This is a genomic window from Anaerobacillus sp. ABA4_114, assembly GCF_056159065.1.
Map to the genome: position 1 here is coordinate 2168303 of NZ_JBSWUM010000001.1, position 26076 is coordinate 2194378.

Here is a 26076-nt window from a genome sequence, read left to right on the forward strand (position 1 = left end):
ACATATTCTTTGTGTCGAAAGTATAAACACACTTTTTAATTTTAATACAAATTATCTATTTACAAATTGTGGCTATTAGACTAGTATTTGTATCTGTAGAGAACATTCTAACATTTCAGGAGGTTACACGGATGAAAAAGGTTTTATCTCTAACTATGCTTCTGGTTCTAGTATTCGCAGCAGCTTGTAGCAATGGTAATAGCGCTAACGAAAATGCTTCTGAGAATAACGGCCAGAACAACGAGCAAGCTAGCTCTGAAGAAAATGGTGATCAAACTGATGTTAAAGGTGCATTACTTGATTTCCAAATGAACCTTACAGGTATGATCAATGAAAAAGATGCACCGATCGCCGCTTTTGAAGCTGCTAAAGCGCAAGAAGAAAAGCCATCTGATGAAGAGCTTGCAACGATGAAAGAAGAAGCAAAAACTGCTGCAAACACGATCGCTGAAGATATTCGTGGCATGGAAATTCCAGCTGAACTTGAAGCTCACAAGAGTGACCTTGAAGCCGCTCTAGAAGATCTTGCAAAAGCATATGAAACAAAAGCATCAAACCTATCTGATGAAGCTGGTTATGTTTATGAAGAATCAGATAACCTATTCGCTTCAGCTGAAGAAAAGTTAGCAACAGTTTACGAAGACGCTGGACTTACAGCTCCAAGCATCTCTGCAGAAGTAGCTGACTAATATAAAAAACCGTTACTCTGTAACGGTTTTTTATATTGACTTCATATAGATCAAAATCCATAGATCGTCATGCCGCCATCTACAAATAGTGTTTGCCCCGTCATATAGTCCGACGCTTCAGAGGACAAAAACACGGCAGCTCCGACGAGATCCTTCAACTCTCCTACTCGATTCATCGGTGTTCTTGATAAGATATCTTCAAGATATTCCTTATTCTCAAGCAATTGATCCGTTAGTGGTGTTCTGAAATACCAGGGACCGATCGCATTTACTGAAATACGATCTTCTGCCCACTCTAGCGCTAAATTCTTCGTCATTTGTATCATGCCCGCTTTCGTTGCAGCATACACAACACCCGTACGAAGAGCTACATGTCCTGCAACTGAGGAAACATTGATTATCTTACCTCCCCCATGTTCCCTCATGATGGCTGCGCATGCTTGCGACATAAAAAACGCCCCCTGAAGGTTCGTTTGGAAAATCTTATTCCATTCATTTTCCGTTACGTCTGAAGCTTTCGATCGGATATTCATGCCAGCGTTATTAATCAATACATTGATCTTCCCAGCTTCTTGATAAACCTGCGACACCGCTTCTTCAATTTCTTGTTTGCTCGTTATATCTGTTTGAATCGGATAAGCCTTTCTCCCCTTATCTCTGATCAAACCTGCCGTTTCTTGAATATCAGAAGAAGTTCTAGCAAGGATTGCAACATCTGCACCTGCTTCAGCCGCACCGATCGCAACGGCTCTTCCAATCCCTTTTCCTCCTCCTGTTACTACTACTACTTGATCTGTCAATTCGAATGAAGGTAAATAATTCACCAAAGCCCACCCCTTGTAAAAATTGTGTCACATGAATTTCTTCTAGATATCGGGCGAACTTCCTGCAACTATTTAATTAACATAATGTTGTTATGGTAATCAAAACAAAAAGATTATGTATGGATAATATTTCCTTGTGATATAATCAAACTAAAAGGGGGATAGCAGATGCGACAGGATACACTCGGAACTTCCTTACGTGAACTTCGAATGTACCTTGGGCTATCGCAGGCTGATTTAGCAGATGGCATCTGTACTCAAGCATTGATCAGTCAGATTGAAAACAGTGACGTTTCACCGTCAGCAGAACTTCTCTATCACCTAGCATCTAGACTAGGAGTAGACATCAACTACTTTTTTAATATGATAGAAACGCCTCGCCTGGATTATGTGAACGAAGTATGTCGTCAGGTAAGGCGACACATTAAGAACCGTGAGTATCATACCGTCGCTGAAATCCTCTCTGATGAAGAAAACAACCCTCTCTTTTCTACGATTAAAAATCGTCAGTTTTTGTTGTGGCATAAGGCGATCTGCCACTATTATATCGAGCATGATCCTCACAGTTCATTCCAGTTACTTAAGGACGCCCTTCTATTAACTGCAACCACCTCGAAAAATTTTTCTGAGCGAGAAATAGAAATATTAATCAGTATGGCGATTTTACACTGTGAAGAAAAAGAATGGGATCAAGCGCTTCCACTGTATAAGAAAGCATTCTATCATGTTCGCTTTTACCCTATCATCAACGATGAGACGATTGAGATCAGACTATACTATAATTATTCTAAAGCTCTTTCCTCTACCGGTGATTACGAAAAATCGCTCTCAATTGCGAAAGATGGCGTGCAAATTTGTCGAGAGAAACAGCGGTTTTATTTATTTGGTGAGCTCACCTTTCAATGTGGAAAGCTACATCACCTTCTTGGGAACAAGGATCTTGCACAAACATACTTGTCCACCTCATCCACCATTTTTCAATTAGAAGAAAATACACCCTATAAAGAACACGTCGAGACGTTTGTTAAAAAGATTGGGTGCTAACCCTATTTATGCTTCGTTTTTTCTATTAAAATCACAATAAAGTTAAACAATGATACAAAGAATAAACCAGCAGTGATGAATAACGTTAGCTCTTCCATCATGCTACCTCCTTTCGTATGAGGCTATGGACTATTCATTTTTCTACGATCGTATTTCATTTTTGCACACACGTGAAAGACCCCTTTTCATTAATTAGTGACAGTATGGTAGATCGTCTTCATCGAGTTGAACCATAACCCCTTGAGCCATTTCACTCGATTCTACTGGAGCAATCGCATAGCCACCTAATAAAACGATGGAAACGAGTAGCATTAATGACCATCTTTTCATCACTTCACCCCCCTTTGTTACACTTATATTACAGGTTTGGGAAAAATTATGCGTTTGTCCTATTCTATGCTTGGACATAACTAAAAAGCCTTATCCTTCTTAGGATAAGGCTTTTGGATCATTCCAATAAACTTACTTATACTTTATGACGATTTAATGCTTCGATCACCTGTGAAACAGGCTCTTGATAGCGCTCTCGACTCCATGAATTATAAGATGGATGTGGTACATCTTCGATAACCGTCCAATTTTCGCTAGAAACGTTTGCGAGACGGAAGAACTTTTGCGCGAATCTCCCGCACGGTACTAATGTCACTTCTTTATCTAATAAAGCAGCAAGACGCTCCCTAAACTTATGAAGTATGAACGATTGAACGATATTGAGCTCTTCTTCTTTAAAAGAATCCTTATGGTTATATTTTCGAATTGTTTCTAATCGTTCTAATAAATCCGCAGCAGATTCGATGTCATTTTGATGATAGGGACGCTTCTGCATCGGGATGTTGCATACGTTCAACAATCCGATCGTATCTAGTGAAGGCCGATCGACGTCATCCTCTTCATGCTTTTTTAACAATAATCCTAGCGGCTTGTTGTATTCCTGACCGAATAGCTTTTTTGCCATCGTAGCACCTGAAGCTCCAGCTACAGGAACCCCATTCTTAACCTCCGCAACATGAGGTGATTCTAGAATGAAAATCAACCTAGATTTAGGTGTGATGAATGGCTCAACACAATAACGTTCAGCTAATCGATTATATTCTTCTTCATATTGTTTATCCAAGTTAACCACTGCCTTTGTTCATATCTTATAGGTGCTCTTCATTCGATCGGGATATCATCCATGATGTCACTTTGATTTAAGTGATATTGAATTTGTCGTGCCATCAATTCGTAGCCATCGTCGTTTGGATGGAACTGATCCTCAAAGAACAGATTTTCATCAACTGAATTGAAAAGTTCATAAACAGGCACAAACGTTGTGTTCTCATCTTTTTCTACAGTGGTTTGTGTTATGCCATTCCACCTTTGAACGATTTGATCGATCTCAGTTATTGATTGGAAACTCTCTAATAAAGGATTATAAAGTCCGATGAAAATAATCGGTGCATCGCTATTCAAAGAACGAATGCGATTCATGATCTTATCAAGACGATCGACATAGGAAGACTGCTCTCTTTGAAAATCTGCCATCTGTAAGTCTAAGAAATGTTCTCTCACGACTTTCATCAAATCGTTCCCGCCAATACTCATCAAAATAACATCAGCGTCGCTCACTGCATTCTCAACTTCTTCTTCGAAAAGAATTTTGTATAATTTTGGTGTTTGTCTACCATGTACTGCGTAATTTTGGACTGAAACGCGAGTATCCGTGTCACTCTCTATATTCGTCGAAAGACGCCCGATATAGCCTTGACCAGTGGAATCACCGCTTCCTTTTGTAAGCGAATCCCCTAGTCCAACCATTCTTATATCAGCATCTTCTATCTCTTCAGGTTCGTTTTCGTTTTGGGCAGCCTTCGTTTTTTCTTGTGAACCAGCTTCCTCTTCCTCTTCTAATTCGTTTCTTTCAGCGATAGAAGAGATGACGGTTTCATTCGGTACTTCATTCACGACCATCATCGAAGCTGCTTGTTTTAGTTCATTCAGCCGCTGACTCCTATGCTCCATGATTGGCTTGATACTCAATAGGATGACACCGGCGAAGGTGAGGAAAACGATCAGCCAAATATTTTTCTTACTCAAGTTAAAGCCCTCCTCAGTTCAATACCTTCTATACCCTTATTATATCTTCTTATAACTACTAATTCTAACAGATGCATTCCTTTGCAAGATAACATTACATCTTTATAATAGATATGTAACGTAGTGTAGTGTCAGGAGGAATAATTATGATGATAACGATTACCCAGCCAGCATTGAACTGGTTCAAGCGTGAAATGGCATTAGAAAAAGGTGATTCGCTCCGCTTTTTTGTACGCGTAGGAGGATGCAGCACCGTTCAAGATGGTTTCTCACTCGGAATGACCGTTGAGGCCCCAACTGAACCAGCTTTATCGACCGAAGAAGAAGGCATTACGTTTTTCGTTGAAGAAAAAGACATTTGGTTTTTCGAAGAACTTGACTTCACTGTTAAATACAGCAGAAAAAAAGACGAAATCGTTTTTCAACATGGGAAGCAGTGATCAAAAAAACGCGAAAGCAATGAAGCTTTCGCGTTTTCAAATCAGCTTAAACCTTTCTAGATGGCTGATGAGTCCTTCGCTCTTAAGCACTCTCACTTGCTCATTCCCTAATAAGTCAAAATGCGGATACCCTTCTCGATCATGGATCCATTCGCCTTTAAAATTGTATTTCTTCCCCCACTCCACTAACTTAGCTACATCTCTACAGCCAGCCTTTGTAACAGTTTTGTATTGAGGAAATCGAGGGTCATACCAATAATGAGTTAGAAACGCAACTTCTCCATTCGCAACGTTTCGTTTCCATTCTTTTAATTCTTCTTTTGAAAGTCCAAATGCCATCGTTTTATAATTCCTTACTCAACGGTTTTTTCACTTTTTCATACTCTTCATGCCACTTCGGAAAACGTTTCTTGATCGAGATCGGTCGAAAAGATTCCTTCTTCACACAAGTATGTACCGATTTTCCTGTCACACAAATCGTATCGTCTTCTTTCGTCACTTCATACCCATAAACGACTCTAATTCCGTCGTAGTGTTCAACCCAGGTCTTGACTCGTACTTCGTCTCCGTAACGCACAGGGCGTTTATAGCTCGCTTCAATGTCAACAACAGGAGATAAGATCCCTTCTTCTTCCATATCAGCGTATTTAAATCCGAGGTCATTTATTAGAGTGGTTCGTCCGAGCTCAAACCAAATCAAGTAGTTGGCATGATAAACAACGCCCATCTGATCCGTTTCAGCATAGCGGACAGTGATTGGTGTAGTTGATATAAACACTGGATATCCTCCTTACTTATAGCTAACCATCTCTAGTTTATCATAATTGCACGTTACGTAATGAAAAAAGCCGAATGGAAATCGCCATTCAGCTCCAATCGGTTACCGATTATTTATGTTCCTCGTCTTTAATTTCTTCTCTCATCGCATCGATGCTATCCGCACGACGTTCGTTTTTGGCTTGAATTTGCTGTTTTTGTTGATCGCTATCCGTAAATTCAATCGATGCTTCAGCATCATGGATGTTTTCGATCGTATCCTGTACCATTCTCTTCAACTTTTCAGCATTATCTCGTCGATCATCAGGTTTTGCTTTCATTATGTTGCCCTCCCTATTCATACAGTCCTGCAACTCAGTTGCCCTACTAGTATGTGTGAGAAAGGGTGGTCCTATCCTTTTATCCTTTAGTTTTGCAAGCTTTTTGGAAGGGTTCCATAGAGGGCATTTTCGTAAGCAAGCATGTCTTTCCGCATTTCTGCACTGCATCCGTTTGAAAGCAAAATGTTTTCCGCTGCCTCAAATACTTGCCTTAACAATCGCATCGCCATTCGGTAGTCAACGACTACGTTCTTTTTTATGTCTTTCTCATACTGTGAGAGTTCAAGCATAAGACGATACGTACATTCTAAAAGCCTCATCGGTACATCGTTTAACGTTTTAGCACTGCCATTCTCTAAGAACTCTTCGAATTGTACATCATCTTCATCACAAAGTAAGAAGTATGTTCTAGGTACATCTTCAAGGTCATGCTCGATTCCTGAGATCGTTAACGTCATGACCGCTAGTCTTGAGGCAAATCCTCCAGTCAGTGCGGCTGTTCCACAACCATACGGAGGACCTGAAGCTTCAAACATTTTAAAGATTTCACTGCCTAGTAAATCTTTTCTTTCCATAATCATCACCCACCTTACGGACCCTTTACCCTTTTTTTATTGGAAAAAATCGTCTAAACGGCTTCTTCAAAGATAATAGGGCTCATAAAGTCGATACTTTTCTGAGTGATGTCGATGAAGTTTCGCCAATATTCCTTTACGTTCTCATCGTATTTTCCTTGATCAAAACTAATTTGTAACCATGACAATTCTTCAAGCAGCCTTATCGATGATCCTACCCAAATTTTTTGTCCTTCGATTTGGAGTGTGAACGGTTCTTCAAATCGAAAAGGGAGATAAATGCCTGTATGGTTTGGATGAAGAATTAGATTTTGAAAAATTGTACCTTTAAAAAGCTTCGCATACGTTAATAACACACGGTCATTCTTCGCTGCTGCTTTTTTCAAGCTATGCAACGTTTTACTTTCCCCTAGTTCTAGGCTGGCGATCGCCTTCTCCCAATTTAACTCTTCACGGTAAGGAACTAGGTAACCCATCTGTTGCATCTTTATTTCTAACTCCTTGATTAGGAGTCCAGTTTCTGGTGCCTCTTTGGAACTGAAATTTGAAATTGGTTCTATTCTTGCTGTAATCGTCATAAAGATCCCCCCGAAAAACATATCTATTGTAATCATTCGCTTTTCTTATTACCTTTAAGACGTTTTTACAAACTTTGTTATAAATTGTTATAAATGAAATAAACCAGAAAGATCACTCCTTCTGGTCTAGCAAGCATTATTTCCCTTTAGGGGGAGCATAGTCTGGCTTTGGATTCCCTTTTGTTTGCATCTGCTTCCCTTTGTTTCCTTCTGCTTCTGGATGAAGGGAAGATAAATGGTTAGGAGCAAAAGATTTCGGAAATCGCTTTGGATTACTCATAAAGATCTCCTCCTTTACAGTTATACTGTGCAATAAGAGGAGAATTATCAGGTTTTAGTGTTAATTTTTTGCGTGTTTCTTTTCAAACTTGTCTTCAATACGCTCGATTGCTTCTTTGTCGTTCATGAGTTCCTGCTTATACTGAGAGACCAGTTCTTTGAAAGTAATCTTTTGTGTTTTTCTCATCATGTTCTCCTTTCGTAACGCGTCGCTTTATTGCAAGTATTCCCGAATTCAGAATATTTAATACAAAAAACGCAATTTTTTTGTGAAATGATACAAAAAAGACCGTCGAGTTTTACTCGACGGTCTAGAACTTTTATTAATTTGCTTGTAACTTGTCACGAAGAACCATTTGTAGAATTCCACCGTGACGATAGTAATCGATCTCTACTTCGCTATCGAAACGAGCGACTACATTAAACGTCTTCTCATCACCTTCTGGAGAAATAGCCGTTACTTTAATTTCTTCACGAGGCTTAACATTTTCAGTAATTTCTACTGCGAATGTTTCTTTCCCAGTTAGGCCAAGAGAGTCAGCAGAATCTCCCTCTTTGAATTGAAGTGGTAATACACCCATCAATACGAGGTTACTTCTGTGGATTCTTTCGTAGCTCTCTGCGATGACTGTTTTAATACCAAGAAGGTTAGTTCCTTTTGCAGCCCAGTCACGCGAGCTTCCCATACCGTAATCTTTACCTGCAAGAACAATCAGGTCAGTTCCGTCTTCTTTATACTTCATCGCTGCATCGTAGATTGGCATAACATCTTCTGTTTTCCAATACGTCGTCCAGCCACCCTCAGTGTCCGGTGCGATTTGGTTACGAATACGAATGTTTCCGAACGTTCCTCTCATCATGACTTCATGGTTTCCTCGGCGAGAACCATAGGAGTTAAAGTCGATCGGACGAACACCTTTGTCTTGAAGATATTGACCTGCTGGCATATCCTTCGCGATGGCACCTGCTGGAGAAATGTGGTCCGTCGTTACTGAATCGCCAAACTTCGCGATGGCTCTCATGTTTTTGAGCTCATGAATCGCTTCTGGATCTTTTGAAAGGTTTTCGAAGAAAGGAGGGTTTTGAATATAAGTTGACTCTTCATCCCAGTTGTAAAGATCGCCTTCACTCGTGCTCAACTGGTTCCAACGCTCGTTTTCTTCAAAAACAGTTTTGTATTGACGCTTAAACATTTCAGGAGTAACCGTTTCTGCTACAGCTTCTTTTACTTCTTCAGGAGATGGCCAGAGGTCTTTCAAATACACGTCATTGCCATCTTTGTCTTTACCGAATGATTCATTGTGAAGGTCAAAGTTTACACTTCCTGCAAGTGCGTAAGCAACGACTAGTGGTGGTGAAGCAAGATAGTTTGCTTTTACTAATGGATGAATACGACCTTCAAAGTTACGGTTACCAGAAAGAACAGATGTTACTGTTAGATCGCTCTTTGCTACCGCGTCTTCGATCTCTTCTTTAAGTGGACCTGAGTTACCGATACATGTTGTACAACCATAACCTACAAGGTGGAATCCAAGATCTTTAAGATATGGCATTAGTCCAGACTTCTCGAGGTAATCCGTTACAACTTTAGATCCTGGAGCAAGACTTGTTTTAACATATTCAGGTACTTGAAGTCCTTTTTCGACTGCTTTCTTCGCAAGAAGTGCAGCACCAAGCATTACGGAAGGGTTCGACGTGTTCGTACAGCTTGTGATCGCAGCAATTGCAACCGCACCTGTTTTCATCGTTACCTCTTTACCATCATGGAACTTTACAGTTGTTTCTTTCTTGATTTCATCCTTATCCATGCCTAGCCCCTGGTTACCTTGAGGAGCAACAAGCGCTTTATTGAACTCTTCTTTCATGCTAGAAAGAGGGATCAAATCTTGTGGACGTTTAGGTCCAGCTAAACTTGGCTCAACTGTTGAAAGATCAAGTTCTACGACGCTAGAGAACTCAGGATCCTCTGATTCTGGCGTATAGTAGAGACCATTTGCTTTACAGTACTCACGCACAAGGTTGATGTGCTCTTCTGAGCGTCCAGTTAAGCGCATATACTCAAGAGCTTCTTCGTCTACAGGGAAAAAGCTACATGTAGACCCTTGTTCAGGAGCCATATTTGAAATCGTCGCACGGTCTGCAAGCGGCATGCTAGATAGACCAGGACCGAAGAATTCAACAAACTTACCTACTACTTTCTTTTCACGAAGTAGCTGCGTAACTTTTAGCGCAAGGTCAGTTGCAGTCGTTCCACTTGCAAGTTCACCCGTTAGCTTCACACCGATAACTTCTGGTACTGGGAAATAGGAAGGCTGACCAAGCATTCCAGCTTCAGCTTCAATTCCACCTACACCCCAACCAAGAACACCTAGACCGTTGATCATCGTTGTATGTGAATCTGTTCCAAACAAAGTATCTGGATAAGCGACATTTTCACCGTCAAAGCTGTTTTCTTGTACAACATTTGCTACGTACTCCAAGTTAACTTGGTGAACGATTCCAGTTGCTGGTGGAACAGCGCGGTAGTTATCGAAAGAATCTTGCGCCCATTTAAGGAATTTATAACGCTCAAGGTTACGTTCGAATTCTTTATTCATGTTAAATTCTAATGCATCTTCAGAAGCATATTTATCAACTTGAACAGAGTGGTCAATAACAAGGTCAACCGGAATTTCAGGGTTGATCTTATCAGGATCTCCGCCCATATCAGCCATCGCTTTACGAAGTGACGCAAGGTCAACAACTGCTGGTACTCCAGTAAAATCCTGTAGGATAACGCGAGAAGGTTTAAACGGTACGTCGATATCAGTCTTTTGCTCGCTAGTTCCCCATTTAGCGAGGTTTTCAATGTGCTCCTCTTTAATTACCTTACCGTCGTACTGACGCAGCACGGATTCAAGTAAGATCTTAATCGTGTAAGGGAGCTTGCTAACATTTGCGATGCCTGCTTCTTCTAGCGCTTGTAAGCGGTAGAATGAATATGTTTTACCATTAGCATCGAACGTTGATTTTGAATTATAAAGTTCATGATTTGCCATATGTAGTTCCCTCCTTCAAATTGCATAACAAAGCGGTAGTTGCAAAAACGCTTTCAACTTCCCTTTATCCATATTAGTAGTTTTTCAAACATAAGTAAATAACAAGATTGTTATTATACTTCATAAGTTTACCTTATCACTACATATTTTGACGGCCTGAGGACAAAGTAACATGGTGGAGGTGAAAGCTGATGGGTAAGCGTAAAGCGAATGGCGTACGTCCTGGAATGAACGATGCTGATGCACAGGGGAACGGAGCGGGATCTGATAATGAATATGCTCACGAGCATCTGTCCGCAGAACAGCGTGCGTTCAACAAAAAAACGAAGAAACGTCAATAGATGAAATACCAAACCCGTCATCAGAAAATGACGGGTTTTCCGTTTAAACGTCTTTGTTCATTTCAGCTTGTATGGATTGTAAATCTTTCTGAAACTGAAGCAGTTGTTCACGCTGATGTTCTGAGGCGTTCACTAGTGCTCCTTCAATTTGTGACATCGCTTCCCCTACTTCTTGTTGGAGATGTTTCAGGTCTTTTCCGTAATCACTGCTCGTATCGACGACTTCCTTACTCGCGTCTATCGCCTGATCATATCCTTGTTGAGCTGCTTGAAATGCCTGCTGTTTGTCTTTGTTATATGGCATCGCTCGGCCTCCTTATCCAATGGTTTCACCATAGTTTTATCCAAAATAAGGCTTGCTATTCCAGTCGTATAAGATGAACCTCCATGCAAATACTAACCGTAAAGGAGGGATAAACCATGACAGAAAGCAACACGTTTAAAGACATGCGTAAAAATGCCCCCAAAGGTCAAACTGGCCAACAAGAGCCAATGAAAGGCTCACATAAAGTTAAGAAACGTAATCAGACGAGACAAAAAAATGGTGAAGGGTTTTAATTATTTTATACTATAAAAAAAGGCGACCTATTCGTCGCCTTTTTTTGATGAGATCGACCGTAACGCGTCGATTATATACATCTCTTCATCCTTACTGACCGTTCTAAGGTCCAGTAGGATTCGATCTTCTTTTAGCCTTGCAATCACCGGAACTTCGAATTCCCTCAAGCCTTTCTCAAGCTCATTACTTGTAAGCCGGTCAGAGGTAATAGCGATTACGAACGTATCGAGGTTAACTTCAGGCATGGTACCACCGCCTACTTGAGAAACATCTTCTAGAATTTCAGTATGGTACCCCGTTGTTTTTTCATGTAAGGTTTCGATAAAGTCACGCGATCTTACGTTTATTTCCTCTTTTGATAATAAGATATCCCTCACGACAGGAATGTTCGTTTCTTCATTCATCAAGTGCTGCTGTAACGTACTTTCTAAAGCAGTTAAAGTAAATTTGTCCACTCGTAATACTCTTGCTAACTGATGCTTTTTCAGGTGATCGATGAGCGCTTTTTTACCAGCGATAATCCCTGCCTGTGGTCCACCAAGCAGCTTATCGCCACTAAACGAGACAATGTCTGCACCTTCTTTTAACACAGTCGGTACGGTAGGTTCCTCACCGATCCCATATTTATGATAATCAAAGATTGCACCGCTTCCTAAATCTTCGTAATAGATAACCTGATTACTTCTTGCAAAACTTGATAATGTTTTCCGCTCCACTTCTTCAGTAAACCCAACAATAGAGAAATTACTACGATGTACTTTCATAATCATGGACGTATTTTCAGAAACGGCCTCTTCATAATCATAAAGATGTGTTTTATTTGTTGTACCAACTTCTTTTAATAATGCTCCACTCTCCCTCATGATTGAAGAAACACGAAACGATCCTCCGATTTCAACGAGCTCGCCTCTTGAAACGATCACTTCTTGTTCATTCGCTAAAGCACGTAGCACTAAGTATACTGCCGCAGCATTGTTATTAACGACCATGGCTGCTTCAGCTCCAGTAGCTTCACAAATCAAGCTTTCAGCAATATCGTGCCTAGAACCTCTCTTCCCTGTAGAAAGGTTATACTCCAGAGTCGAGTAGCTACGTGCAACGTCTGTTAGACCTGTCAGCGCTCGTTCACTAAGTCGAGCACGGCCTAGATTCGTATGTAATACCACTCCTGTTGCATTGATCACAGGACGAAGATTTGGAGTAAGTTTTGCTATCGCGCTCTGTTCCAATTTCTCGATTATCTCTTTTTGAAATTCCTCTCTTGTCCTTGAACTACCAGAATAATTCTCATTAAGTAAACTACTACGAAGTTCATTAACCTCTTCCTGGATTAGGTGGGTTAGCCTTTCTTCTGGATAGACTCCGGCAAGGTCACTTCGTCTAAATGCATGCTGTATTTGATGAATGGGAGGAAGCTCCCTAACTAGTGTTTTCAACGGTATCAACTCCTAATAATGAAGGAAAGACACCCTTCCTGGGGTGTCTACCTACTCCTTCATCTGTTCCATCTCTTTAATAAAGCGATCTAATTTCGGATATTCTCCTGTTTCATGCTTGGAATGAAGCTTGTTACCATTCACGGTAACCTCAAAAGCGCCTTTAAATCCTGGTTTCATTTCTAGAGTAGTAATGTCATGGCGGAAATGATTGAAAAGTTCCTCCGCGAAACTCGCGGCTTTAGGTGCATAGTTTCACTGCATGCAGAATTCAATTGAAACAGTATACTTCAACTTTGTTCCTCCTTTTTTTTATTATGTTGCCCATACTATATCATTTCAAAAATCGAAACAAAAGAATTATACTTATGTGAGGAGGTGGTACGATGTCGAGTGAAGAAAAAATTCGTCTTACGTCTCTCTCAACAAAAGGTGGTTGAGGATGTAAGCTTGGTCCTGAGGACCTGGCGCAAGTTTTGCGTCACTTACCTAATAAAAAGACAGATCCAAATTTACTAGTTGGAGTCGAAACCTCCGATGATGCAGGCGTGTATCGATTGACCGATGAAATCGCCATGATCCAAACTGTCGACTTTTTCACACCGATCGTCGATGATCCATATATGTTTGGGCAAATCGCAGCTGCGAACTCATTAAGTGACGTGTATGCGATGGGCGGTGTTCCGAAAACAGTTTTAAACATTGTTGGCTTTCCAATTAAAAAACTCGCTCCTGAGATACTATCTTCTATCTTAAAAGGAGCTAGCGATAAAGTAGAAGAAGCAGGGGCAGTGATTGCAGGAGGCCATTCGATCGATGATCAAGAACCTAAGTTTGGGTTGTCGGTGACTGGTATTGTTCATCCAGACAAGTTCTATGCGAATGTTGGTGCGAAACCAGGTGATGCGATTGTTTTAACAAAACCGATTGGAGTTGGCATCCATACGACAGCAATCAAGCCACAAAAACTATCAAGCGAAAGGCTTGATATCGTCTCAGACACGATGGCAGAACTGAATAAAGTTGCATCTGAAGAACTCGGCTATTTCGAACCGAATGCTGTGACAGATGTTACAGGATTTGGCTTACTCGGACATTGCTATGAAATGGCAACAGGAAGTAATGTCAGTATCGAAGTTGATTTTGAAAAAGTACCAGTTCTTGAAGGTACACACGAGTTAGCCGAACAAGGCTTCATTCCTGGAGGCTCGAAAGCGAATCATCGCTGGATCTCTCAATCTGTTCAGTATACGAACCTAAGCGAACTAGAAGAGCTTATCTTATGTGACGCAGTTACGTCGGGCGGCCTTCTGATCAGTATGCCTGAAAGCCAAGCACACGCATATGTAGAGCGGATGAAAAACAAAGGAAAAAAGGCAGACGTCATTGGGAATGTTACAGAAAAACAATCATCATTCATCCATGCATATCGGTAAAAAAAAGCCGTAGGAATTCAATCCTACGGCTTTTTATCGTTCATACAAGTCGTTCTCTATTTCCTCTGTGAATTTCTCAGGCACATCATCAAAGACAACCCTGCCATCCTTTAATGCTACGATCCGAGTCGCATACCGAAGGGCAAGCTTTACACTATGGACATTCACGATCGTTAGCAGCTTTTGTTCTTCATGGATTTGCTTGATCAAAAGGAAAATCCGATCTGCAGTACCAGGATCTAAGCTAGCCACAGGTTCGTCCCCTAAAAACACATATGGAGACTGCACAAGAGCTCTCGCAATACCGACTCGTTGTTTTTGTCCACCACTCAGCTGATCAGCGCGCTGGTTTTGAAACGGTAACAGTTCGACCTGTTCAAGTACCTCTTGTGCTTTCAATTTTTCTTCTTTAGAAAACAAACCGAGTACGTTCTGAAATGTGGAGTGATAACCGAATAAACCGGTATAAACGTTTTGCAAGACAGATAGCCGGGGGATCAATTGATGTTGTTGGAAAATCATGCCCATATTTCTTCGAATCCTACGTAACCCTTCATCATCTAATCGATCGTATGACTGGTTTTGATAAGAAACCGTACCTTTTGAAAGAGGCTCGAGCCCATTCAGTGTACGGATTAAGGTAGACTTCCCTGCCCCTGTTTTGCCTAAAACACAAACAAACTCTCCTCTAGAAAAAGTTAAAGACACACCCTCAATCGCGGCGGATTCTGTTCGACCATACGTCACTGTACCGTCCGTGATTGTTATCAGTTCATCCTTACATAACATCTTGCCTCACCCGACTTCCTAAAAAATCAACTGCAATCACGATCACCATGATGATAAGAACATCAACGGCTACAGTCGAATACTGAAAGGTTTTAAAATGAACAAATAACTGCTGTCCAATGCCTCCTCCGCCGACAAGGCCTAGAATTAATGATGTTCGAACCGCTACTTCAAATCGATAAAAGTAATGTGAAAGGACGTTCGGCCATATTTGCGGAAAAATCCCGAACAAAGCACGCGTAATTGTTGGCGCACCAACAGCTTTCATAGCTTCTTGTTGCCCCTTATCCGCCGCCTCGATCAATTCTCCAATCAACTTACTCAATACACTCGCGTTATGAAAGATGATCGCAAGTGTTGCAGCAAACGGTCCGGGGCCAACAACTGTAAGGAACATTAAGCCTAACACGATTTCAGGAATAGACCGAAAGAAGCTTAATAGTATCCGAGTACCTTTATAGAATCGCCCCGCAGTGTTTTTCGCAGCGAGTAGACTAAGCGGGAGAGCTATTAATAGCCCAAGAAAACTTCCTAAGAAAGCCATCCCCAGTGTCACTAAACTCGCTTCTAACATTCGAGGAACAACCTCTAAATTGAGAGGAAACCAGTTTGAAAGGAAATCCACCATGTTGGTCAATGCGCGAAGTTTACTTAAATCGAAATTAGTGATCCTAATACTCCAAATCGTGGTGGCTAGGATCAGTAGTGCACCGGCTACGTGCTTCCAATTGAACCAAATCATGATTATTCCTTAATAAGACCCTGCTTCACAGCGGCATCTCGTATACTTTCATAGTCTTGATTACGAGCTTCAGTAAATCCAGAAGCACCGAACGCATTTAAAATCGTCTCATTCTCGATCGATAAAAAGACCTCTTGCAATTTCTTTTTCGTTTCATCATCTGTACCCTTCCCAACAGCCCATGGGTACTGAAATAGCTTGTCTGACTCCCAGATTACCTTTAGTTTTTCTTCATCTATTTTTCCTGACTCGATCAGTTGATGGTAGATTGCGCTGTCAATTGCGCCCGCATCTACTTGCTTATTCTGTACGGCTAGTGCTGTGGCGTCGTGTGATCCTGTGTACGTAACCGAACGAAATGAATGATTATCTTGATCTTGGAATACTTCTCTGTCTTGCAGTTCAATCGAAGGGATCAATGAACCAGACGTCGAGTTAGGATCACCAAACGCAAAGCTTCGTTCATTACTTCTTTCTAAAAAGTTTTCTAGTGAGGTCCAGCTGTTCGAGCTGTGCGTGATCACGTAAGAGTGATAAAACGGTTCGCCATCGATAAGCTGGGTGACAATCGCTTCTGCCCCACTCTTTTCATGTGCGATCACATAAGTTAGTGGGCCAAAGAACGCCATATCGATCTGTTCATAATTCATTGCTTCTACGACACCATTGTAGTCTGGAAATGTTGTAATCTCCACGTCTTGATCTAGCTCATCTGTAAGTACATCTTGTAATTCATCCATCGCTTGATCGATTTCACCTTCTGTTTGAGCTGGAATAACCCCAATCGTGAATGAGTCGCTACCTTCTTTTTCATTCTCTTGATCGCTGCATCCAGCGAGAACACTAGCTAGCAATAATATACTCAATAGTCGTTTCATACTGCCATCACTCCGATTTCTCTTGTTTACGTCGATCGAGCCATCTTCTTTCTTGTCCATCTCTTACGGTATAGCCTTTTTCATCTAGGCTTTCGAGAAAAGGAACGAGAAACTTCCGGCTCACACTTAGAACTTCCTTTGCAGACTGCAGTGTGAAAGAGGTTGACGTTTCATTCTTCAACAAATCCTTTGATTTCTCCCACGCTGAGCGATGGATCATCAAATCTTTCGTTAGCTCCATCGCTACCGATTCCTCTACTAAATATTGCTTTAACTCGACCTTTTCCTCTGATGGAATGCCTTCTTTATCAATAAGCACATCGATCGGTGAAGCGTTCATCCCCTGATCTCTCAGAGCAACTACGACATTCTCCATTCTTGTTTTCCAGGCTTTTGGAAAGGATGGGATAAAACTCTCAATCGAAAAATATGGTCCCTTTCGTATGACATTCTCCGTTTCATCTAACGTTCGTTCGATTAGCTTACCAGGGTACTTCGCCTTTAGTTCCTGAATCAATTCTGCCTTCGGAATGCCGGGTCTCATCGGATATTTATCATGATAATCCTGTAACCGCTCATCGATTTCAGAGCTAACGCTATTGAGAATAACTCGTGTTGTAACATCATCCTCAACAAAAACAAACTCAGGCGTCTTCTCTAGCTCTAAAAGAGTTTGATCATCCATACCAAGTGTTTGTTGAATCTCTTCTTTCGTAAGTAGCAGCTCTTTATCAAGCAGCTGCTGAAGCTGTTCTGATGGTGTCCCCATACTCATTCTTTCAAGCATTTCGACAGTCTCTTTACCAAATTTATATTTCTGTCCCATTACGTTTACAATCGATCCACCACCGATCGTTTCAACAGGTGATGGCCTTCGAATGATCACTCTGTCACTCTTCTTCGCTAAGATGGGAGTTTGAAGACGTAGTTGACATAAGACCTTTTCGTCCTCTTCGTACTCTAAAACATTCCGATCAAAAAATACGATTGTTCCCCTCACTTCAGCAGTTCCAATATGAACGGTAACGGTTGATCGTTGCTTTAATTCATGAGACATCGTTTTAGCCATCTTCAAACTAATGTCTACTGTAGACGTAGTATGATAATAATCGCTCGCTACAACAACTTGACCTCTATCAATATTATCGCGGTCAACGCCAGCAAGATTGATCGCAACCCTCTGCCCAGCATATGCCTTGCTTACTTTTTCATTATGAGACTGGATTTGTCTGACCCTCGCTTCGATCCCCTTTGGAACGATCGATACGGGTTGTCCATCTTGTAACTCTCCGTCAAAAATCGTCCCTCTCACAACAGTTCCATGTCCTTGAAGAGTAAAAACTTGATCGATCGGCATACGAAACGGTCCAACTTTATTTCTTGAAGGCACGTCCAATAGATAAGCATGGATGCTATGTTTTAACGCCTCGATGCCTCTTCCAGACTTACTGTCTACTACATGAAAAGTAGCGTCCTCAAAGGCAGACCCAGATATGTATTCGATAATATCTTCTTTTACAAGTTCAATCATCTCTTCGTCAACAGCATCTGCTTTCGTAATAACGATGATTGATCGTTCAATGCCAAGAAGCGATAAGATTTCTAAATGTTCCTTCGTTTGAGGCATCACACCCTCATCCGCTGCAATAACTGGTATTACTATATCGATTCCTGCTACACCAGCGATCATTTGCCTGACAAATCGTTCATGACCAGGTACATCGATAATCGATACTTTCATATCATCTGATAATTCGAAAGGTGCAAATCCTGGCTCAATCGAAACATTCCGCTCTTTTTCTTCCTTGAGACGGTCTGTATCTACTCCTGTCAGCGCTCCAGTTAACGTCGTTTTTCCATGATCGATATGTCCCGCAAGACCTATCGTGTAATAATTCATTCTTCTCACCTGCCTAAATGAAGTCATCCTTCATTAACATTAATGAAATAATGTTCCCTACGCAACTGAAAGCCCTTCGACTTTAAAACCTTGAATATGCATCGATGTATGTTTATTCAACCGTGTATACGAAAAAAGTTATGCACATTTATCCACATCAGCATCTGTTATACTGATTATTTCACGCTGTACTAACCCTCATCCTGTTATAGTTCTCAATCAAGAACTGTACCACTCACTCCAAATGTCGAACAATGTCAGATGATGGATTTCATCGAGATTTGTCGTAATTTCTGGTTTCTTAAATGAATCAATTATTAATCGTTCTGTTTCTTGCTAATTCGACATAACCTCACAAAATATCTAACTAAACGCAATCAAATCGTTCAAATTAGTTGATTCTATGAAACGTATGCTTTATCATTCTAATAGCAATGGGGCTGGTTGTACGTCTGGTGAGTGCCACGGTCTTCAAAACCGCTTGTGACCTGCGTGCCAGGTCAGCTGGGTTCGATTCCCAGACGGTCCCGCCAATTTTTCACCTGAGTCCTCTAATGACGTTTCATTAGAGTTTTTTTATGCAATTTATCTCGTTTTTTCAACTACCGAATGAAATTGTACGGATTGTTTAGCCTATTCATTAAATACGTACTAAACAACGAGGTGAATAAAGTTATTATGAAATCTTCACATAAACTACTCTTCCTCGTAGTCCTATTTAGTTTTCTAGGACTACCCTACAATAAAACTCATGCCATCCAACAGCCACATTCAGCTACACTAAGTTTTATGAAATCAGAAACAAATAAAGACGAGAAATTAGAAGAAGCTTTCAGTAAAATCTTTCAATTACAGCCCGGTGATGTTAAGTACTATTACAACCGTATCGATTTAAATGAGGATGGCACCCCTGAAACGTTCGTCTATTTGTCAGGACCTTTAGTTTGTGGAACTGGAGGCTGCAGCGCACTCATCTTCCAAAAGATCAATGAAGAATACAAAATGCTTTCGCGATTCAGTCTAGTTAGAACTCCAATTATCATTAGTGAAACATCCACTAACGGCTGGAAGGATCTCATTATGTATGTATCAGGTGGTGGTATAGAGCCCAGTTATAAGAAGCTAACTTTTGCCGAAGGAACGTACCCTCTAAATCCATCCATACAACAAGATGTAGAAATCGATGAAGTGAAAGGCGTTGGAATAATAAGTGACAACATGTCAGAGGATACAGGAATCACCTATTAAGCTTTATTACTCTAGGAAAATGAAAGAAGTAAGAATGTTTCCCTACAATTCCTTTCAGAGGTCCTAAATTGTAGCCCCCACTCCCCTACTCTACTTGATTTATGCGTGTTTTGAGCGTATAATGTGACCGAGTTCAAAAGCATGAGAGGTGAATGCGATGGCAGGTTGGTTTCAGTATTTTATCGTCGGTTGGACAGTCGTGTTGATCTCGCTAATGGCGATCGGCGGTTTCTTCATGTTCCGAAAATTCTTAAAGCGTCTCCCTAAAGAAGATGGAAAATCCATACTGGATTGGGAAGACTATTACATCCAACAAACGAAACACATGTGGAACAATGATCAAAAAAAGCTTTTAGAAGAATTGGTATCTCCTGTTCCAGAACTATTCCGTGATATTGCTAGAAATAAAATCGCTGGGAAGATCGGTGAACTTGCGTTGAAAGAGAACAGCAAGGAAATGACGCAAGATCTCATTATTAGAGGATATATCATCGCAACTCCAAAAAGAGATCATAAATGGCTTATCAAAAAATTACATGATAAACGGATCGATGTTACACCATATCAGCATTTATTCCATTAAAAAACTCGTTTAGCATGATGCTAAACGAGTTTTTTATAATGTACTTTGATGTAATTCAGGGTTATGGCTTCTCTCTGTTTTACGAAACTGATAATACATAGCGACGCGCCATGGCACAATCATTCCAAAAGCAAGTATAAAAAACAGTGAGCTCGTTTGGAGGACAGGTATTGACTGACCGATTATGGTTTTAAAAGCGATCCTTACAACGAGTAATCCGAGCAAGATAAATACAAACGCTTTCGAACGTGTTAAATAAATCTTATTGTTTTTAATTTCAAATTTAGAAGTACGAATCAATAGTAACGAAAATGCCCCACCAACAAGCAGTGCCTCCATCGCTTCATATAATGGTACTCTAGCTTCTGGTAATACAAACATAAAAAAGCCTGTCGCCATAAAAAAAGGCGGTAGGATAATTTTCTTTATCGTTGCAGGTTTTTTGGAAGCCTTTAACCTGATCATAATCACACCTAGAGCCATCAATGCTCCTACTACTGTACTGAAAATCAGCATATTTTCATCCCTCACCTATCAGGTTACTGCTTATCATTTCCATTGTATGTGTAAGAACAGAAAAAAACAAGCGCACATAAAAGAACAGGACAAGCGTCCTGTTCTTATCATTGCGTATTTTGTTTGGAAAGCTCCTCTTCACCTTCATCTGCAGCAATGTTCAAAATAATCGTCATCGTAACACCAACTACTGTAAAATACACCCCTAAATCAAACAAAATCGCCGTAGCCAAGTGAGTGTGCCCTAGGATTGGAAGCTCAAAGTAAGCATCCGTATGGCTTAAAAAGGGCTGGCCGAAGAAAAACGAGCCGATTCCAGTTAAAACCGCTATCAACAATCCGATTGGAATAAAGTTTTTGAAGTCAAACCGAATGACCCGTTCCATCGTTTTAAATCCATAGGAGATATAAAGCAGCACAAGCGCTCCAGAAGTCATTAATCCACCGATAAATCCGCCACCTGGCGCATTATGACCAGCGAAAAAGAGATAGATCGAGAACCCCATGATGATAAAGACGATGATCGTCGTTGTTGTTTTTAAAATAAGATCGTTGCTACGTTGCATCGAGTCGCATCCTTTCTAGTTAGAATCCTTGAAAACCGTTAAAGAGATTGTTAACAAGGAATGAAGTGAACATCGTCATGAAATTAAAGTATAGCAATACTCCCATAACGATCATTAAATATCCGCCTGCTTTCATAATGACTGTGCTGTTCTTCTTAATCCACTGTAACTTTCCGATAAAGAATGATAACAGGAAGAACGGAATGGAAAACCCTAGCGTATATGCAACCATATAGAAGAGACCAGCTCCCGGGTTTGAAACACCAAGTGCGATAACTGCTGCTAAAATCGGACCAGTACATGGAGTCCAACCAGCAGCAAAGCCCATTCCGATCAACACAGATCCAATGAAGCCTGATGGACGATTCCGAATCGTTAACCGTCGATCTTTCAAAAGGAAAGAAGGTTTCCAAAACCCTACGACAACGAGTCCGAAAACTACAATTAAGATCGCCCCTACTTGTCTCAATAAGTCTTTATATTGAACAAACAAGTTTCCAATAAGTGAAGCAGACATTCCTAGAACGAGAAAAATAATCGAAAAGCCTAATAAGAAGAATACTGTATGTAGAATTGCTCTCCGCTGCATCATTCCCCGTTCTTCTTTTAAGTCATTTACTGATACCCCTGTAATGTATGAAATAAACGCCGGATAAAGCGGCAATACACAAGGAGAGATAAAGGACAGGAATCCCGCTCCAAAAGCTAAAAAAATATTTAAATCAGCCATAACCTAACTCCCGTTCTATGCACGCACTTAGCATGCGCATTCTGAAATCGTTTCAACCCCATTGTACCGGTTTTCACATTAAATTGTGTGAACATTACGTAACGATTTACTTTGCAAAGAATTCTTCAAGAGTTATTCCAGCTTCATGAATTTCTTTGGCAGCTTCTTTTCCTACATACCGAACATGCCAAGGCTCATATTGATAGCCAGTAATGTCTTCTTTTCCTTTAAGGTACCTCACAACAAACCCGTATTTGTATGCATTTTCAGCTACCCATTCACCTTCAGGGGTACTCCCGAACTTCTCAGTTAACGCACCATTCAGTGAAGGTGTACTAATATCCATCGTTAATCCTGTCTGGTGTTCACTCTGCCCTGCATGTGCACTCACCTGATTTGCTTTCTCGGCACCGTATCTTTCTGCGTTGTAAGCAAAAATCGCTTCCTGTCTTTCATAAGAACGGTAACCAGAGACAGCTTTGATTTGCATATCAGCTTCTTCTGCAGCTGCAAACATTTCTTCAAGCGCCTTTGCTGCTTCGTCTACCATCAGTCTCTTCGGATCACCTTCATTTGCATAAAAAGGGACATTAGGTTCTACAAGGTTTTTCGGAACAAAATCAGCCGGCAAATTTCTGTTTTTGTTAGCCACAACATAGATACTATCAGGATTTGTTACGATTTTTTTGCCATTTTCTTCCGTCACCGTTTCACCCATAGCTGGATAAGCATTTTGTTGTGACTCATCAGGTTCGTTATTCGCACCATTTTGATTCGTATCTTCATTTGAAGAGCTATTTTCTTCGTTCGCTTCACTATTGGTCTTGTTATCTTCGTTTTTTTCTTCTTTATCAGGCTCAGTCTGCTCCGACTTTTCATCATTCATCGTCTGATCACTCTGCTCATTCGATGAACAACCTGCCACAAGAGCGAGCGATAGCCCTGATACGAATACTAGCTTTCTTACCGTCATCTCAACACTTCCTAATAAAATATAGTCTATCTTATCATATCATCATCTAGAATATGCCCGTCAACCAAAACCTCTCCATATAAAAAGCACTCTGTTCCCAGAGTGCCAGTACATTATTTGTTATTATCCATTTGACTATTCATAGCCTTCATCATCTGATTAATCTTCTTCTGAGAAGGTTTTTGCCCCATTTGCATCATCATTACGCGAAGCATATTTTCATTGATAGGGGGATTTTTCTTTAGATAATCCATCATATATTTGCGGGCAATAAAAAAGCCAAGCGCAGCCCCAGCAATTAATGCTAGAACGCCCACAAGCGTATACATCCACCACATGCTGTATTTCCTCCTTATTCTTTCTCTTCCATTAGTGTACTACAACCCTTCCTGATTATACAATAACGTCTACTAAAATAGTAGGGTTTGTTTAAACTAGCTTTTGTTTTTTGAGCGGGTTGAGCCATCCATATCGATTCGATTGATGATCGATGGCAAAGAAAGTAGGAGTGAGCTTTCTTAGCACCTCAAAGAAGATCGTCTCTGCTTCATATGTACCGTTCGAATATACGTTGATTTTCTTTTGGTTTACAAACAGAGAGCCGTCACTTTTCGATTGTAAAATCGTTAAACAATGCCCTCCATTTCGATATTCATAATTCCGGAATCCACCTAATTCTGAAACAAGATATCGATTCACATCTATTACAGGGATAGACTCTGAAATAAATTCAATTTGTTTGTCTAGCAATTCTTTTGCTTCTTTCCGAAGCGTACGTTTTCTTTCATTAAATAGTTGATATAACAGGAGTTCTTTTCCACCATATTGAACGGCTATTTCTTGCTTGATCAAGTGCATCTCATAATGCCTCATATCGATTCCTCCTGTCTACCTTGTATAATAAACATAAGTATAAAGGAAATTCATTAAGATGATTGTCTATACCTGTAGTTCAGTTTCCACTAGTTTTGTCGAAACCAAAAAACCTGTACTATAACATATATGTTATAGTACAGGTTTATGTTATGCCATGCTCGGTAGGTCGCAAAGAACGCCACCGCACTTCGCATCATAATCTAGTTTCATTCGATCAACGAACCATTCATCTCCCGGCTTCACGAAGTAAGTGATTCCCCCAACTTCTTTTTTGAAATCGTCTGTAGCAGGCTTATCAGACATTACTCCTAGTGAAAATCCACCGCTATCTCCACTCCCAGCGTACCTTACAAAAAGTCTTAAACAATCCCCATTATTAAGCTCCATTTCATTCTTGTAAAACTCAGCCGCTGAATCCGTTACAACAAACATCCTATCCATCCTCTCTCTTTGTAATATAACACCTTGTTATAGTACAGTATAACGAATTTTCTAAAAATTGCAACCAAAAAAATAGCCTAATTTTGCGAAATGCAAAATTAGGCTATTTTTACTGAATCGGACCTCTATTTTTTTTACTCTCTTTTAGCTTGTCAGGTGTAACGTCATCGCCCGTCTCATCCACTACCTTAATGGAATGAAGTTGGTTTTCAAAGGAAGAACGAAGACTTTGAAGATATTCTTGACGAAGATCTTTTTGTTCTTTTTTCTCTTGATCTGTTAGTTGAGACTCTTTTGATTTTCTTGAGAGCTCATTAATTCGCTTTATTTTATCCTGTGATAACATACAGAAATAACTCCTTTATAACATCTAATTACTTTTATCCTAACGTAAGTCGTTACCACAGGCAAGTTTATAGCTTCTTCTCCAATTCGTCAACATGCTCCTTGTAGCGCCTATGAACCGTTGCTTTTGATGCTCCATAACCAAACCCTTTTAACGTAGCGGCAATCTCGTGGAACGTTAACCCTCTATCACGTAAATTCACTATTTCTTCGATTGGAACAATCTTTCGTTCCCTTCCCCCGTGCCGTTGGTCACTTAAATTCCGCTGAGGCTTATACCCCTCTCGTACCGCTTTCTCCATTCCTCGCTTTATTTTAAGGTTATGTAGTTTCCTTTGAAACTCCTCAACGATACTTACGATTTCAAGGACCATCGAATCAGCTTCAGATAGCTGTAGCTCACCGTTCTGGTTTACTGTATAAATCGTTCCGCCATACTTATGGATTGCATGAAGCAGGGCGATCTTAGCATTTCCTCTTCCTAATCTTGTTTCATCTTGAATAAGAAGAACGTCTGCTGAGCCTTCTTTCAACAAATCTAAAACTTCTAAGATGCCATTTCGATCAATGTCATATCCACTGTGCTTTTCCTCGATCACTTTATGTACTGTAAAACCAGATTGAGCTGCAAATCTTTGCAGCTCTTCTTTTTGCCTGGCAAGTGATGATTCCTGTGTTTCTTTCTTTGTACTTACCCGACAGTATATGATTGCATTCATTCCTTTTCCTTTACCCCCAGCGCTGTTGCATTTGCCTCAACAGGAATGATAAGTGTATCTCCTGCTACTATTCGATCTGCATCTATTTTGTTCGCTTCTTCCACCCAGCTGATAAAATTACGGTCAGACAGCTCATGTGCATCACGATATTCTTCTGCGATTTCAAGAACAGTATCTCCCCGCTCTAATTCAATTTCAGTATAACGATCATACCCTTCAGCAGCTGCTGCTCTCAATGATACAAACACGAATATTAATACGGCCACAAAAGATATAATGACAAGAAAATCAATTCCAGACAAGCCTCTAGCTTGTTTTCTCATCCCAATCACCCCGAATACGAATATTTGTTCTGGTT

37 protein-coding genes, 1 tRNA gene and 1 pseudogene are annotated in these 26076 nt (G+C 40.5%); 9 read left to right on the forward strand and 30 right to left on the reverse strand.

Annotated features, from left to right (window positions below):
* Positions 1-131: 131 nt before the first annotated feature.
* Positions 132-689 carry a hypothetical protein gene (locus ACXAEY_RS10930; RefSeq protein WP_474811989.1) on the forward strand — a complete coding sequence of 186 codons (558 nt, stop codon included), beginning with the start codon at positions 132-134 and terminating at the stop codon, positions 687-689.
* A 50-nt stretch (positions 690-739) separates the two neighbouring features.
* On the opposite strand, the gene ACXAEY_RS10935 is transcribed toward ACXAEY_RS10930, so the two are convergent.
* On the reverse strand, positions 740-1513 hold the full coding sequence (locus ACXAEY_RS10935) for an SDR family NAD(P)-dependent oxidoreductase (protein WP_474811990.1): 774 nt from the start codon (positions 1511-1513) through the stop codon (positions 740-742).
* 168 nt (positions 1514-1681) lie between these two features.
* On the opposite strand from ACXAEY_RS10935, the gene ACXAEY_RS10940 reads away from it, so the two are divergent.
* Complete coding sequence (locus ACXAEY_RS10940) at positions 1682-2557, forward strand: helix-turn-helix domain-containing protein (RefSeq protein WP_474811992.1); 876 nt, start codon at positions 1682-1684, stop codon at positions 2555-2557.
* A 2-nt stretch (positions 2558-2559) separates the two neighbouring features.
* Here ACXAEY_RS10940 and ACXAEY_RS10945 read toward each other — a convergent pair whose 3' ends face one another.
* The 4 genes from ACXAEY_RS10945 to ACXAEY_RS10960 all read right to left on the reverse strand — a co-directional run bounded on the left by ACXAEY_RS10945 (position 2560) and on the right by ACXAEY_RS10960 (position 4633).
* On the reverse strand, positions 2560-2655 hold the full coding sequence (locus tag ACXAEY_RS10945) for a putative holin-like toxin (protein ID WP_425589651.1): 96 nt from the start codon (positions 2653-2655) through the stop codon (positions 2560-2562).
* 94 nt (positions 2656-2749) lie between these two features.
* Positions 2750-2887, reverse strand: coding sequence for a hypothetical protein (locus ACXAEY_RS10950; RefSeq protein ID WP_474811994.1), 138 nt, complete (start codon positions 2885-2887; stop codon positions 2750-2752).
* A 136-nt stretch (positions 2888-3023) separates the two neighbouring features.
* A complete protein-coding gene (locus ACXAEY_RS10955) occupies positions 3024-3671 on the reverse strand; it encodes a uracil-DNA glycosylase family protein (RefSeq protein ID WP_474811995.1) in 648 nt (215 codons plus the stop codon).
* A 38-nt stretch (positions 3672-3709) separates the two neighbouring features.
* A complete protein-coding gene (locus ACXAEY_RS10960) occupies positions 3710-4633 on the reverse strand; it encodes an SGNH/GDSL hydrolase family protein (RefSeq protein WP_474811998.1) in 924 nt (307 codons plus the stop codon).
* A gap of 146 nt (positions 4634-4779) precedes the next feature.
* Here ACXAEY_RS10960 and ACXAEY_RS10965 point away from each other — a divergent pair, with 146 nt between their 5' ends.
* On the forward strand, positions 4780-5073 hold the full coding sequence (locus ACXAEY_RS10965) for a HesB/YadR/YfhF family protein (RefSeq protein WP_270181954.1): 294 nt from the start codon (positions 4780-4782) through the stop codon (positions 5071-5073).
* 36 nt (positions 5074-5109) lie between these two features.
* Here ACXAEY_RS10965 and ACXAEY_RS10970 read toward each other — a convergent pair whose 3' ends face one another.
* The 8 genes from ACXAEY_RS10970 to acnA all read right to left on the reverse strand — a co-directional run bounded on the left by ACXAEY_RS10970 (position 5110) and on the right by acnA (position 10640).
* Positions 5110-5412, reverse strand: coding sequence for a hypothetical protein (locus ACXAEY_RS10970; protein ID WP_270181953.1), 303 nt, complete (start codon positions 5410-5412; stop codon positions 5110-5112).
* A 4-nt stretch (positions 5413-5416) separates the two neighbouring features.
* Positions 5417-5851 (reverse strand): acyl-CoA thioesterase, encoded by a 435-nt coding sequence (locus tag ACXAEY_RS10975; protein ID WP_270181952.1) that lies wholly within the window; start codon positions 5849-5851, stop codon positions 5417-5419.
* Positions 5852-5960: 109 nt separating this feature from the next.
* Positions 5961-6170, reverse strand: coding sequence for a small acid-soluble spore protein Tlp (gene tlp, locus ACXAEY_RS10980; RefSeq protein WP_270181951.1), 210 nt, complete (start codon positions 6168-6170; stop codon positions 5961-5963).
* A gap of 86 nt (positions 6171-6256) precedes the next feature.
* The gene (locus ACXAEY_RS10985) at positions 6257-6745 is read right to left on the reverse strand and encodes a hypothetical protein (RefSeq protein ID WP_474812003.1); all 489 of its coding nucleotides are present in this window, start codon (positions 6743-6745) and stop codon (positions 6257-6259) included.
* A 53-nt stretch (positions 6746-6798) separates the two neighbouring features.
* A complete protein-coding gene (locus ACXAEY_RS10990) occupies positions 6799-7323 on the reverse strand; it encodes a hypothetical protein (RefSeq protein WP_270181949.1) in 525 nt (174 codons plus the stop codon).
* A 136-nt stretch (positions 7324-7459) separates the two neighbouring features.
* The gene (gene sspN / locus ACXAEY_RS10995; protein ID WP_270181948.1) at positions 7460-7603 is read right to left on the reverse strand and encodes a small acid-soluble spore protein N; all 144 of its coding nucleotides are present in this window, start codon (positions 7601-7603) and stop codon (positions 7460-7462) included.
* 60 nt (positions 7604-7663) lie between these two features.
* Positions 7664-7789 (reverse strand): FbpB family small basic protein, encoded by a 126-nt coding sequence (locus ACXAEY_RS11000; RefSeq protein WP_270181947.1) that lies wholly within the window; start codon positions 7787-7789, stop codon positions 7664-7666.
* Between the two features lie 136 nt (positions 7790-7925).
* A complete protein-coding gene (gene acnA / locus ACXAEY_RS11005) occupies positions 7926-10640 on the reverse strand; it encodes an aconitate hydratase AcnA (RefSeq protein WP_270181946.1) in 2715 nt (904 codons plus the stop codon).
* Positions 10641-10831: 191 nt separating this feature from the next.
* Between acnA and sspO the strand changes: the two genes are divergently transcribed.
* Positions 10832-10981, forward strand: coding sequence for a small acid-soluble spore protein O (gene sspO / locus ACXAEY_RS11010; RefSeq protein ID WP_224882338.1), 150 nt, complete (start codon positions 10832-10834; stop codon positions 10979-10981).
* A 43-nt stretch (positions 10982-11024) separates the two neighbouring features.
* Here sspO and ACXAEY_RS11015 read toward each other — a convergent pair whose 3' ends face one another.
* A complete protein-coding gene (locus tag ACXAEY_RS11015; protein ID WP_270181945.1) occupies positions 11025-11285 on the reverse strand; it encodes a hypothetical protein in 261 nt (86 codons plus the stop codon).
* Between the two features lie 116 nt (positions 11286-11401).
* Between ACXAEY_RS11015 and ACXAEY_RS11020 the strand changes: the two genes are divergently transcribed.
* On the forward strand, positions 11402-11539 hold the full coding sequence (locus ACXAEY_RS11020; protein WP_224882334.1) for a small acid-soluble spore protein P: 138 nt from the start codon (positions 11402-11404) through the stop codon (positions 11537-11539).
* A gap of 27 nt (positions 11540-11566) precedes the next feature.
* On the opposite strand, the gene selA is transcribed toward ACXAEY_RS11020, so the two are convergent.
* Entirely contained in the window at positions 11567-12976 is a 1410-nt protein-coding gene (gene selA, locus ACXAEY_RS11025; protein WP_474812011.1) for an L-seryl-tRNA(Sec) selenium transferase, read from the reverse strand.
* A 51-nt stretch (positions 12977-13027) separates the two neighbouring features.
* Positions 13028-13219, reverse strand: a pseudogene (locus ACXAEY_RS11030) (Rdx family protein); the annotation flags it as partial.
* A 143-nt stretch (positions 13220-13362) separates the two neighbouring features.
* Here ACXAEY_RS11030 and selD point away from each other — a divergent pair.
* A complete protein-coding gene (gene selD / locus ACXAEY_RS11035; RefSeq protein ID WP_270181943.1) occupies positions 13363-14412 on the forward strand; it encodes a selenide, water dikinase SelD in 1050 nt (349 codons plus the stop codon).
* Between the two features lie 33 nt (positions 14413-14445).
* Here selD and phnC read toward each other — a convergent pair whose 3' ends face one another.
* Genes phnC through selB form a run of 4 tightly spaced genes read right to left on the reverse strand, consistent with a single transcriptional unit; the run spans position 14446 to position 18721 of the window.
* On the reverse strand, positions 14446-15201 hold the full coding sequence (gene phnC / locus ACXAEY_RS11040) for a phosphonate ABC transporter ATP-binding protein (RefSeq protein ID WP_270181942.1): 756 nt from the start codon (positions 15199-15201) through the stop codon (positions 14446-14448).
* Complete coding sequence (gene phnE / locus ACXAEY_RS11045; RefSeq protein WP_474812015.1) at positions 15191-15943, reverse strand: phosphonate ABC transporter, permease protein PhnE; 753 nt, start codon at positions 15941-15943, stop codon at positions 15191-15193. Before phnE ends, phnC begins: the two co-directional genes overlap by 11 nt.
* Before the next feature lie 2 nt (positions 15944-15945).
* Positions 15946-16821, reverse strand: coding sequence for a phosphate/phosphite/phosphonate ABC transporter substrate-binding protein (gene phnD / locus ACXAEY_RS11050; protein ID WP_474812017.1), 876 nt, complete (start codon positions 16819-16821; stop codon positions 15946-15948).
* Between the two features lie 7 nt (positions 16822-16828).
* Entirely contained in the window at positions 16829-18721 is a 1893-nt protein-coding gene (gene selB, locus ACXAEY_RS11055) for a selenocysteine-specific translation elongation factor (RefSeq protein ID WP_474812019.1), read from the reverse strand.
* A gap of 436 nt (positions 18722-19157) precedes the next feature.
* Between selB and ACXAEY_RS11060 the strand changes: the two genes are divergently transcribed.
* From ACXAEY_RS11060 to ACXAEY_RS11070, 3 genes are all read left to right on the forward strand, one after another.
* Positions 19158-19254 (forward strand) — tRNA-Sec (locus ACXAEY_RS11060).
* 145 nt (positions 19255-19399) lie between these two features.
* The gene (locus ACXAEY_RS11065) at positions 19400-19969 is read left to right on the forward strand and encodes a hypothetical protein (protein ID WP_474812021.1); all 570 of its coding nucleotides are present in this window, start codon (positions 19400-19402) and stop codon (positions 19967-19969) included.
* 157 nt (positions 19970-20126) lie between these two features.
* Positions 20127-20552, forward strand: a complete 426-nt coding sequence (locus ACXAEY_RS11070; RefSeq protein ID WP_474812024.1) for a DUF2621 domain-containing protein — start codon at positions 20127-20129, stop codon at positions 20550-20552.
* A 33-nt stretch (positions 20553-20585) separates the two neighbouring features.
* On the opposite strand, the gene ACXAEY_RS11075 is transcribed toward ACXAEY_RS11070, so the two are convergent.
* From ACXAEY_RS11075 to yneA, 10 genes are all read right to left on the reverse strand, one after another.
* Positions 20586-21068, reverse strand: a complete 483-nt coding sequence (locus ACXAEY_RS11075; protein ID WP_474812027.1) for a CcdC family protein — start codon at positions 21066-21068, stop codon at positions 20586-20588.
* 107 nt (positions 21069-21175) lie between these two features.
* The gene (locus ACXAEY_RS11080; protein WP_270181935.1) at positions 21176-21634 is read right to left on the reverse strand and encodes a Na(+)/H(+) antiporter subunit B; all 459 of its coding nucleotides are present in this window, start codon (positions 21632-21634) and stop codon (positions 21176-21178) included.
* 19 nt (positions 21635-21653) lie between these two features.
* Entirely contained in the window at positions 21654-22364 is a 711-nt protein-coding gene (locus tag ACXAEY_RS11085; protein WP_270181934.1) for a cytochrome c biogenesis protein CcdA, read from the reverse strand.
* A gap of 106 nt (positions 22365-22470) precedes the next feature.
* Complete coding sequence (locus ACXAEY_RS11090) at positions 22471-23337, reverse strand: M15 family metallopeptidase (protein WP_270181933.1); 867 nt, start codon at positions 23335-23337, stop codon at positions 22471-22473.
* 113 nt (positions 23338-23450) lie between these two features.
* Positions 23451-23675, reverse strand: a complete 225-nt coding sequence (locus ACXAEY_RS11095) for a YneF family protein (protein WP_224882311.1) — start codon at positions 23673-23675, stop codon at positions 23451-23453.
* Between the two features lie 91 nt (positions 23676-23766).
* Positions 23767-24210 (reverse strand): sporulation inhibitor of replication protein SirA, encoded by a 444-nt coding sequence (sirA, locus tag ACXAEY_RS11100; protein WP_474812029.1) that lies wholly within the window; start codon positions 24208-24210, stop codon positions 23767-23769.
* 150 nt (positions 24211-24360) lie between these two features.
* A complete protein-coding gene (locus tag ACXAEY_RS11105; RefSeq protein WP_270181931.1) occupies positions 24361-24645 on the reverse strand; it encodes a HesB/YadR/YfhF family protein in 285 nt (94 codons plus the stop codon).
* Positions 24646-24763: 118 nt separating this feature from the next.
* Complete coding sequence (locus ACXAEY_RS11110; RefSeq protein ID WP_270181930.1) at positions 24764-25000, reverse strand: DUF896 domain-containing protein; 237 nt, start codon at positions 24998-25000, stop codon at positions 24764-24766.
* 67 nt (positions 25001-25067) lie between these two features.
* Complete coding sequence (locus tag ACXAEY_RS11115; protein WP_474812031.1) at positions 25068-25718, reverse strand: YneB family resolvase-like protein; 651 nt, start codon at positions 25716-25718, stop codon at positions 25068-25070.
* Entirely contained in the window at positions 25715-26041 is a 327-nt protein-coding gene (yneA, locus tag ACXAEY_RS11120; RefSeq protein ID WP_474812033.1) for a cell division suppressor protein YneA, read from the reverse strand. Before yneA ends, ACXAEY_RS11115 begins: the two co-directional genes overlap by 4 nt.
* Between the last annotated feature and the right edge of the window lie 35 nt (positions 26042-26076).